We start from the raw sequence: 9,899 nt of genomic DNA, 5'->3' as shown, positions 1-9,899 counted from the left end.
AATTAAACGTTATATAAATTTAACCTCTTATTTTTACAATAATATTCCATATAGCAAAAGCTAAATATTCCTTTAGTTCCTATAATCAAACCTGTATGTTTCTCCTTCAGAAACATACTAGCGAGGGTAAGATGCATAGTTTTTCTGTACAAGAATTGGATCAACTAATTGAAATTGATTTAAAAGAAAAGAAACGATCAAGTAAGTTATTGATCGGATATAAATTATTTCACGATCTAATGAATGATCCTAAATTCCATAACGAAGTTACCAACTCTGCGCTTAGTGCCACAAAAAGAAAATATAAGAACCTCAAAATTAAAATCACCACAGACGAGTATCAACTTCACTTTGAATAAGTCTCTCCCCAAAAAGAGAGCAATTAGCTCTCTTTTTTTCTTGAAAAATACTGATTTCTAAGCCACAAAATAGATCTACCTACACAAATAAAAAATAGGAACTCTGAGCTATGGAAACAGCAATTATTTCTTTGATCTTAGCGATTATCATCATTCTACTTGTCATCTTTTATAACAAGAAAAAGTAAATTCTGAATCACTAAATATTTCCATTTAACATAATGGCTGTTATACGCAATAAAAATGTTAGAAACCATTTAAAGTGTCTATATTCTCACCAATAAAAATGTCCGGTCTATGATGCACATCAACAGCTACTTGGACACCAATTCTTATTAAGAATGGACACTTACTATTTACTTGTTTGGTGTCACTTTATGCCGTAAAATGGCATTGAAAAGATTAAGAGGTGTTAAATGTCTACGCTAATTAAAAAAAGAGTTCAATATACTGTGGATGAGGCAATCTCAGAATCAGCAGAGTACATAATCAAAAAAGTTGGGCTAACCCCTGCATCTGTTTTTAGTATGGTTATGGCTGAAATTGCTAAAACAGGTCGAATTCCTGTGAGTAATCAAATAAGTGATGATGATTTTAATACAGCACAACTCATAGCCCTGAGCCATAATATTCCGAGTGTAAAAGTATCCGATACAAAATCTGCTCAAGAGTTTTTAAATGATGATGGTGGATACTAATGGCACAGGACTTGTATTGGGCTTACGTTGGTTTTACAGACATAGCAGATGGTAAAACCCGTCCTGTTTTATATATTCGACAAACAAAAAAAGACTACATCGTATTCCGTTTAAGCAGTCAATATGACAATAAATCTGACTTTATTAAAAGTAAATATATTGAAATTACAGATTGGAAATCGGTTGGACTAAGTAAAAAATCATGGATTGATACTGTACAGACATATCAATTGCCAATTGATATGACAAAATTAACTTACATTGGTAAACTTTCTAAAAATGACTATGAACGATTAATTAATCATCTTAAAGAGCAATAACTGTTTGTCCAGATTAGCACAATACTTAATGATCATTTAAATATGAATTTGCAGTAAAAAACCAGCAGAATCTTCGCAGCTGATTTTAAACAGCATCAGGTCGAACTTTATCTGCAGCCAGACACATCGGTGGGCGGTGGGACTAACAGTTATGTTTTTGGAAGATGTGTAGTAAAGGTCGACCTACTAAGCAAAAAAACAAGTGAAATCCGCAAAAAAAAGTCGCCTAAGAGTATTGTCTTTTAGAATCCACCACTTAAGCTAAGCGAAAGTGGTGGGAGTATGTCAGTACGTTTCTGTTAAAACACCTAAAACCCCATTAATAATCATATCTACCGCAATAGTCCCAATCAGTAAGGCTGACAGTCGCCCGACAATATCAACATAACGGTCAATATATTTGGCATGCTTATAACGCAAATGGTCATGCGCAAATTTCATTAAAATCATCAAGCCACAGGTCAACGCCAAAGTCAGAAAAATAATCATCGCTGCGCCGCTGATTGGCAGTGCCATACCTGTCACCACAGCAGCACTGATGGTTCCTGGACCAATCATAAAAGGCATCGCAATGGTTCCTGCCAAATGCTCAGGCGCACCACGCATTTCACCAATGGTATCTGCTCCCTGAAACACGTAGCGATAACCAATCACCAAGAAGATCAGACCACCAAATATTTGAAAGGCTTCAAAGCGTACATTTAAATATTTACTAAAAATCGCTTCCCCACCCCATGCGAACAGCATAAATACTATAAAAGCAATGAGACAGCCCTGAATCAAGGCTTTATTAAACACTTTAGCTTCGGAGTTCCGAATCATGCCAATCATGTAAATACTCATTAAAAACGGATTCAGCAATGAGAAAAACAAAGCAAAAGCATGTAAATATGAGGTCAACATGGTTCCTCCTAATTATCCTTGAGGGTCTGGAAATAAGGGACGATTCCCTGGACTGATTCGATTGATATGTAAGAAGGTCATATGGCGCTCATAACGATCCAGCACATCATTAATCACTTGCTCTTTGGTATAACCAACAAGGTCGTTGCCTTGAGAACCTTCATACAAATAAGTTTCAAGACGGTAGTAGAAGCGTTTACCCAGTTTGCCTCGTTCACTAAAGGTCGGAGCGATATAACGTACTGGCCAAATTTGATAGACAAAGTTTTGTTCTTCTTCCAAATGAATCATCAAATCTAAATGATATAGATTTGAGTCTTCTTCTAGCGCACTTTCTTGAACACTGATGTCGATACCACGTTTTTGCATTTCCTCGGCAACCGCCATCACCGCAGGCCGGCAGATGTCATCGAGCATACGCCGAGTTTCAGTTGTTCCTGGATGGTGCATGACTCGGGACAAACGCTTTTTCCAGTTGAGGATGTCGACATTGCCCACCACGGGTGCAGCATTTAAACTGCTACTAGCTTGTCGATAGTCTTCTAAACGCAATGACTTATACAAACCTGCCATGACCAAGAACATCACAAAACTAAACGGCAACCCCATAATGATTGTGGCATTTTGTAGTGCCGTAATCCCGTTAGCCATCAACATTGCAAGGGTTAATAAACCAATCGCTATGGCCCAGAATACACTCAACCATCGCGGTGCATCATGATCGACATTGGTAAATTGAGTGGTGAAATTACCCAACACCAGCGCACCAGAGTCCGCCGAGGTCACATAAAATAGTAAGCCAGTAATTGTGGCCACACCTGCAATAAACGGAAACCATGGATACTGAGCCAGTAAGTCATAAAAACCATGTGCAGGATTTGCAATCACACTCTGTGCAAGGGCTAAGTTACCATCAAAAATCACACTATGTAGTGCACTATTTCCAAATATTGATAACCACGTGAGTGTGAAAAACAGAGGAATAATGAGAGTTCCGCTAACAAACTCACGAATGGTTCGACCACGTGAAATCCGTGCTAAAAACAAACCTACAAATGGTGACCAAGCCACCCACCATGCCCAAAAGAACAATGTCCAACTGTTCATCCATTCTTTCGGTTGTTCAAAGGCAAAACTTTCCAAAGTCATACTTGGAAAACGGTTAATGTAGTCCCCAATATTTTGCACAAAAGCATTCAGTAAAAATTCGGTATTGCCTAAGAACAAAATAAACAGCATCAAGCCGACAGAAACATAAATATTGATCTCGGAGAGAACTCGCAGTCCCTTATTCACCCCTGAAGTCACTGAAATAATGGTCATTACCACCGCAACCACAATTAATGCGGTTTGCATCCAAAGGTTTTCAGGTAAATCAAACAACACATGTAAGCCATAGTTCAGTTGTACTACCCCAATCCCGCAGGTCGTAGCAATACCAAAAATAGTACCGATGACCGCAGCGGTATCGACACTATGACCGATCGGCCCATGAATCTTATTACCAAAGATCGGATATAAAGCAGATCGAATGGTCAGTGGTAAGTTATAGCGATAACTAAAATAGCCCAATGCCATGCCAATCAAGGCATACATACACCATCCCGTTAGACCATAGTGAAACAGCGTCCACACCATGCCTTGACGTGCAGCCTCTAGGGTCTGCCCCTCACCCACAGGTGGATGCATATAGTGAGATAAAGGTTCCGCCACCGAGAAGAACATCAAATCGATGCCGATCCCAGCTGAGAACAGCATTGCAGACCAACTTAAAAGGCTAAATTCAGGTTTGGAATGTTTGGGACCTAATTTGATATTGCCATAGCGAGAACAGGCAATGAAAATCACAAAGACCATATACAAGGTCGCTGCGAGTAAGTAATACCAACTAAAAGTTGAACTCACCCAAGCCAAAACCATATTTAAGGTTCGGTTAGCAAAGTCATTAAACAAAATGGTGGTAACAGAAAAAATTAAAATAATGAGAGCTGAAATATAAAAGACCACACCATTTAAACGGTCTTTAGGCGCTAATGTTTGATCATCAACTGCTCTTGGATTATCTGTTGCCATACAATCCTCAAGAAAGTAAATAAAAAAGACAAAAGACAATTTTTAAACTTCTCGTGGTCGAGAGCTTAAAAATCGACTAACGAAAACGACAGTATTTTTATCAGAAATAAAAACGCTATCTTCTTTAAACCCGAAGGTCTAAATCAATTATGAGGTGCATTTTCTACACAGTTTTAAAATGTGAGCCACCCTTGTTCATTGATATTTTGATAGGAATCCTACACATATCTCCCCTCAAAATGACTATAAGAGCTTTCTCAACTCGAAAAAAGTATAAAACCGTAAACCTATAGCTCATCAGCTCACTTTTCTGAATGATGTTCTGCAATTAAACCCTTATGTTACATCCTTTTGATAAATAAACAGTTATGTGGAACATCCAAAGCAATTTAGCAGTACTTTGCTTTGAATTTAACCATAAGTGTACTCATTATTGATTGAACGCTCAATCAATAATGAGTATTATAAAAAAATGCTATGATGCTTTCCATGTAAGTTATTGAATCTAACACCTTTAAATTTAAGGCAAATTGTTTTGGATTGTCATGAATAAACGTAGAGTAAAACCTGAGCATGAGCGCCGTGAAGAAATCATTAATGCTGCCTATGCAGTCATTTATGAAGTGGGCTTATCCAATACCACCATTGCTCAAATTGCAAAAAAAGCACAGCTTTCTACCGGCATTGTGAGTCATTATTTTGGTGATAAACAAGGTCTCATACACAGTTGCATGCGTCAAATGCTCAATGTCTTAGCCAAGACCACGGCGAGTTATAAAGTAAAGGTGGCGCAGCCCAGTCCAGAACATTCGCTCAAAGCCATTATTGATGCCAACTTTGACATCAGTCAGGTCAACAACACTGCTATGCGGGTTTGGCTGGATTTTTGGTCTGCCAGTATGCACCTACCCGACTTAGGTCGACTGCAAAGAATTAATGACCAACGTCTTTATTCAAATTTGAAGTTTCATTTCTTGCAACTCATGCCGAAGTCACAAGCAAGCCAAGCCGCTAAAGGGTTAGCAGCACTGATTGATGGCTTATGGTTACGTGGGAGTTTAAGTGGTCATCAAGCATTTGATCGTGATTTGGCACGTTCTATTGCATACGACTATGTCGATATGCAACTTCGCTTAATTCAACAGATACGGCAGGAACAACAAAATGAATGATGTACAGCTTCACTCGCTTTATATTCACGGACAATATTTCAATGCCACCAGTGATCAAACCTTTGACAGTATCAATCCTGCTACAGGTCAGGTCATTGCCACTATTCAGCAAGCATCCAAAGCTGATGTCGATGCAGCAGTGCAAAGTGCTGTACAAGGGCAGCGTGAATGGGCTGCCAAAACAGCGGTCGAACGTGCCCGTATTTTACGTCGTGCAGTCGATATTTTACGCGCACGTAATGACGAGTTAGCTCGCCTTGAAACACTCGATACAGGGAAAGCCTTCAGTGAAACTTCTACTGTGGACATTGTCACTGGTGCAGATGTTTTAGAGTACTACGCAGGACTTGCAACGGCCATTCAAGGTGAACAAGTACCACTACGTGAAAGTAGTTTTTTCTACACACGCCGTGAACCTTTAGGTGTAGTGGCAGGGATTGGTGCTTGGAATTATCCAATCCAAATAGCACTTTGGAAATCAGCTCCGGCTCTCGCCGCAGGGAATGCCATGATTTTTAAACCTAGCGAAGTGACCCCTCTTACCGCCTTAAAGTTGGCAGAGATCTACACTGAAGCAGGCGTACCTGCTGGTGTTTTCAACGTGGTACAAGGTTTTGGTGCTGAAGTGGGTCAATGGTTGACTGAACACCCCGACATTCAAAAAATTTCGTTCACAGGTGGTGTGGCAACGGGTAAAAAGGTTATGGCCAGTGCTGCGGCTTCTAGTCTCAAAGAAGTCACCATGGAGCTCGGTGGCAAATCACCTCTCATTATTTGTGCAGATGCCAACCTTGATCGCGCAGCCGATATTGCGGTAATGGCGAACTTCTTTAGCTCAGGTCAAGTATGTACCAATGGCACCCGTGTATTTGTACCACAAACCCTCAAGGCTGCATTTGAACAGGCTGTGATTACACGTGTAAAACGTATCCGCATAGGTGACCCGATGCAGGCTGAAACCAACTTTGGACCTTTAGTCAGCTTTCCGCATATGGAAAAAGTCTTGTCTTATATTGAGTCAGGCAAACAACAAGGTGCGACTTTATTGATTGGTGGACAACGTGGAACTGAAGCAGCACTTGCTCAGGGCGCATATGTTTTACCTACCGTGTTCACCGACTGTCATGACGACATGCACATTGTGCAAGATGAAATCTTTGGTCCAGTCATGAGCATTTTAAGCTATGACAGTATTGAAGAAGCTATTCAACGTGCCAACAACACCAGTTATGGTTTAGCTGCGGGTGTGGTCACACAAGATATTTCCCAAGCTCATCGCATTATTCATCAGCTTGAGGCAGGCATTTGCTGGATCAATACTTGGGGCGAATCCCCTGCTGAAATGCCTGTGGGTGGTTATAAACAGTCAGGGGTCGGACGTGAAAATGGCATTACCACACTTGAACACTATACCCGCATCAAATCGGTTCAAGTTGAACTAGGCGAATACCAAAGTATTTTTTAAAGTCTGAATTTTAGCTAGCTAAATCCCTACTTCCTTTTTATTTTTTTTTCATCCTCAACTCAACATGTGGCCACGTTCTCATGCAACGTGGCCCTGCCATAGAAAAAGGATCATTATGCATTCTCAACACTACGATTATATTGTTATTGGCGCAGGTTCAGCAGGTAATGTACTGGCTGCTCGTTTAACCGAAGACCCAGATGTTTCCGTGCTCTTACTCGAAGCAGGTGGTCCCGATTATCGTATCGACTTCCGTACTCAGATGCCTGCTGCCTTAGCCTATCCCTTGCAAGGTCGTCGTTATAACTGGGCGTATTTAACCGACCCAGAACCTCATATGAATAACCGCCGCATGGAATGTGGTCGCGGTAAAGGCTTAGGCGGTTCGTCCCTCATTAATGGCATGTGCTATATCCGTGGTAATGCCATGGACTTAGAACAATGGGCTAGCTTGAAAGGCCTTGAAAATTGGAGCTATGCCGACTGTCTGCCTTACTACAAAAAAGCAGAAACCCGTGATATTGGTGGCAATGACTATCATGGCGATGCTGGCCCTGTTTCTGTCGCCACGCCTAAAGCAGACAATAATGTTTTATTCCATGCCATGGTTGAAGCAGGTGTGCAAGCAGGCTATCCACGCACTGATGATTTAAATGGTTATCAACAAGAAGGTTTCGGCCCAATGGATCGAACCGTGACCCCCAAAGGTCGACGCTCAAGCACAGCACGTGGCTATTTAGATATGGCCAAAGGTCGAGCGAATCTAACCATTATCACCCATGCCATGACCAATCAAATTTTGTTCAATGGCAAACAAGCGATTGGTGTTGAATATATTCAAGGTGCTAATCAAAACAACTTACTTCAGGTCTATGCCAATAAAGAAGTCCTACTCTGTGCTGGAGCGATTGCATCACCGCAAATTTTGCAACGTTCGGGTGTTGGTTCAAGTACTTTACTTCAGTCTCTCGACATTCCAGTGGTGCATGACTTACCGGGTGTCGGTGAAAACCTGCAAGACCATTTAGAAATGTACTTACAATATAAGTGTAAGCAACCTGTTTCTCTCTACCCTGCTTTAAAATGGCAAAACCAACCTGCAATTGGTGCAGAGTGGTTGTTTAACGGAACAGGGATTGGAGCAAGCAATCAATTTGAAGCAGGTGGCTTTATTCGATCCTCCAAAGAGTTTGCTTGGCCAAATATTCAATACCACTTCTTGCCTGTTGCAATTAACTATAATGGCAGTAATGCCGTCAAAGAGCATGGCTTCCAAGCCCATGTCGGTTCGATGCGCTCACCTTCACGCGGTCGAGTACATGTGACATCTAAAAACCCTTTCGACCATCCAAGTATTTTATTTAACTACATGTCGACCGAACAAGACTGGCAGGAATTTCGTGACGCTATCCGGATTACTCGTGAAATTATGAACCAACCTGCACTTGATCCTTATCGAGGCGAAGAAATCAGCCCTAGAAAAGATGTGAGTACCGATGCTGAATTAGATGAATTTGTGCGAAATCACGCTGAAACTGCTTATCATCCATCCTGTAGTTGTAAAATGGGCGAAGATGATATGGCGGTAGTCGATGGACAAGGTCGTGTACATGGGATGCAAAATTTACGTGTTGTTGATGCGTCGATTATGCCGCTGATTATCACAGGTAACTTAAATGCAACCACCATTATGATGGCTGAGAAAATCGCGGATCAAATACGTGGTCATCAAGCCTTACCACGTTCAACTGCTCCATTTTACCGCGCCGATATTGATTGACATAATCAACCCACTTTCGTTTTACCTCAATTAGTGGAGTCCTGCAAATCAATCGCGATAACGTTACTTTGCGAAAGGTGAAATACTTTTAAGACAGGAAAGTGATTGGGGTGAAACGATTTGGTATCTATAAAGCAACTAAAAAAATGAATGAAAATTAATACGAGTGTTTTATTTATTAAAATCAAGATGTCTTTCCATTATTCCTGAACATCTGGTTGGATTTGGACCCAACTTGGCGCATGAAAAACTCAGCAGCATGTTTGACCTGAATATCCCGTTAGAAACGCTTCGGAGCTGGATGACGGCAATGACCTCTGGATTCCACGATCCAAGCGCCTTAAACGTCCATATCAGCCACGTTATAACCGGGATTGCTTCGGTGAGCTGATCCAGATTGATGGCTCATATCATGACTGGTTTGAAGGCCGTTCCGCGAAATGCTGCTTGCTGGTTTATCTCGATGATGCCACTAGAAAGCTGTTACATCTACGCTTTTGTGAGACGGAAACGACCTTTGACTATATTCTTTCCCCCGAGTCTACATTGAACAATACGGCAAGCCTCTGGCCTTTTATATATAGCGATAAACATTCGGTATTCCGAGTGAACCAGAAATCGAGCCAGGACAGCAAAATCACGCAATTTGGCCGGATTCTGAATGAGTTAAAGATTGATATTATCTTTGCCAACTCACCACAGGCTAAAGGTCGCGTAGAACGCGCGAATAGAACCCTTCAAGACCGTTTGATCAAGGAGATGCGTCTGGAAGGCATCAGTTCAATTGCCAAAGCCAATGCCTGGCTACCCTGCTTTATTGAGCAGTTCAACCAGAAGTTTGCCAAGTGTGCGCGAAATTCATAGAACTTACATCGTCCGCTAACAGAATCTGATGCTGAGCTGGAGGATATATTCACCTGGCAGGAACCGCGTAAGGTCACGAAGAACCTCACCATCACGTATGACAAGTGTATTTATCTGCTTGAACCGACAGAGCTAAATCATAAGCTTGTTGGGCAATACATTTCATTTCTGGAGTACCCGGATGGCACTGTAGCGATCATGCATGAAGGACGGAAGATCAACTACAGTATTTTCAATAAACTGGCTAGACTGCAGCAGAATGAAG

9 protein-coding genes are annotated in these 9,899 nt (G+C 41.3%); 7 read left to right on the top strand and 2 right to left on the bottom strand.

Annotated elements, in window-relative coordinates; all coding sequences use genetic code 11:
- Positions 1–131 precede the first annotated feature (131 nt).
- The 3 genes from EXE29_RS16710 (at position 132) to EXE29_RS16700 (ending at position 1,377) form a co-directional block, all read left to right on the top strand.
- Entirely contained in the window at positions 132–359 is a 228-nt protein-coding gene (locus EXE29_RS16710) for a hypothetical protein (RefSeq protein WP_120365079.1), read from the top strand.
- Positions 360–775: 416 nt separating this feature from the next.
- Positions 776–1,057: a type II toxin-antitoxin system RelB/DinJ family antitoxin gene (locus tag EXE29_RS16705; RefSeq protein WP_035270626.1), complete on the top strand. Its 282-nt coding sequence runs from the start codon at positions 776–778 to the stop codon at positions 1,055–1,057.
- Positions 1,057–1,377, top strand: coding sequence for a hypothetical protein (locus EXE29_RS16700; RefSeq protein WP_104442421.1), 321 nt, complete (start codon positions 1,057–1,059; stop codon positions 1,375–1,377). The genes EXE29_RS16705 and EXE29_RS16700 overlap by 1 nt, the downstream gene beginning before the upstream one ends.
- A 285-nt stretch (positions 1,378–1,662) precedes the next feature.
- Here the strand turns inward: EXE29_RS16700 and EXE29_RS16695 are convergent, their stop codons facing one another.
- Positions 1,663–2,280, bottom strand: a complete 618-nt coding sequence (locus EXE29_RS16695; RefSeq protein ID WP_104442422.1) for a MarC family protein — start codon at positions 2,278–2,280, stop codon at positions 1,663–1,665.
- Positions 2,281–2,292: 12 nt separating this feature from the next.
- On the bottom strand, positions 2,293–4,353 hold the full coding sequence (locus EXE29_RS16690; RefSeq protein WP_104442423.1) for a choline transporter: 2,061 nt from the start codon (positions 4,351–4,353) through the stop codon (positions 2,293–2,295).
- Between the two features lie 545 nt (positions 4,354–4,898).
- Between EXE29_RS16690 and betI the strand changes: the two genes are divergently transcribed.
- The 4 genes from betI (at position 4,899) to EXE29_RS16670 (ending at position 9,634) form a co-directional block, all read left to right on the top strand.
- On the top strand, positions 4,899–5,525 hold the full coding sequence (betI, locus tag EXE29_RS16685) for a transcriptional regulator BetI (protein ID WP_117008160.1): 627 nt from the start codon (positions 4,899–4,901) through the stop codon (positions 5,523–5,525).
- A complete protein-coding gene (gene betB, locus EXE29_RS16680; RefSeq protein ID WP_120365078.1) occupies positions 5,518–6,990 on the top strand; it encodes a betaine-aldehyde dehydrogenase in 1,473 nt (490 codons plus the stop codon). Before betI ends, betB begins: the two co-directional genes overlap by 8 nt.
- Before the next feature lie 115 nt (positions 6,991–7,105).
- Positions 7,106–8,770, top strand: coding sequence for a choline dehydrogenase (betA, locus tag EXE29_RS16675; protein ID WP_117008162.1), 1,665 nt, complete (start codon positions 7,106–7,108; stop codon positions 8,768–8,770).
- A gap of 297 nt (positions 8,771–9,067) precedes the next feature.
- Positions 9,068–9,634 (top strand): ISNCY family transposase, encoded by a 567-nt coding sequence (locus EXE29_RS16670; RefSeq protein ID WP_117008163.1) that lies wholly within the window; start codon positions 9,068–9,070, stop codon positions 9,632–9,634.
- The last annotated feature ends 265 nt before the right edge of the window (positions 9,635–9,899 follow it).

It is taken from the genome of Acinetobacter sp. WCHAc060006, from assembly GCF_004209135.1.
Lineage (GTDB): Bacteria > Pseudomonadota > Gammaproteobacteria > Pseudomonadales > Moraxellaceae > Acinetobacter > Acinetobacter cumulans.
Note: the sequence above shows the minus strand (reverse complement) of the source record. Positions and strands in the feature narration are given on the sequence as shown.

Excerpts from the sequence above, each read along its gene's own strand:
- EXE29_RS16710 (WP_120365079.1), top strand. The coding sequence starts at position 132 with ATGCATAGTTTTTCTGTACAAGAATTGGATCAACTAATTGAAATTGAT.
- EXE29_RS16705 (WP_035270626.1), top strand. The coding sequence starts at position 776 with ATGTCTACGCTAATTAAAAAAAGAGTTCAATATACTGTGGATGAGGCA.
- EXE29_RS16700 (WP_104442421.1), top strand. The coding sequence starts at position 1,057 with ATGGCACAGGACTTGTATTGGGCTTACGTTGGTTTTACAGACATAGCA.
- EXE29_RS16695 (WP_104442422.1), bottom strand. The coding sequence starts at position 2,280 with ATGTTGACCTCATATTTACATGCTTTTGCTTTGTTTTTCTCATTGCTG.
- EXE29_RS16690 (WP_104442423.1), bottom strand. The coding sequence starts at position 4,353 with ATGGCAACAGATAATCCAAGAGCAGTTGATGATCAAACATTAGCGCCT.
- betI (WP_117008160.1), top strand. The coding sequence starts at position 4,899 with ATGAATAAACGTAGAGTAAAACCTGAGCATGAGCGCCGTGAAGAAATC.
- betB (WP_120365078.1), top strand. The coding sequence starts at position 5,518 with ATGAATGATGTACAGCTTCACTCGCTTTATATTCACGGACAATATTTC.
- betA (WP_117008162.1), top strand. The coding sequence starts at position 7,106 with ATGCATTCTCAACACTACGATTATATTGTTATTGGCGCAGGTTCAGCA.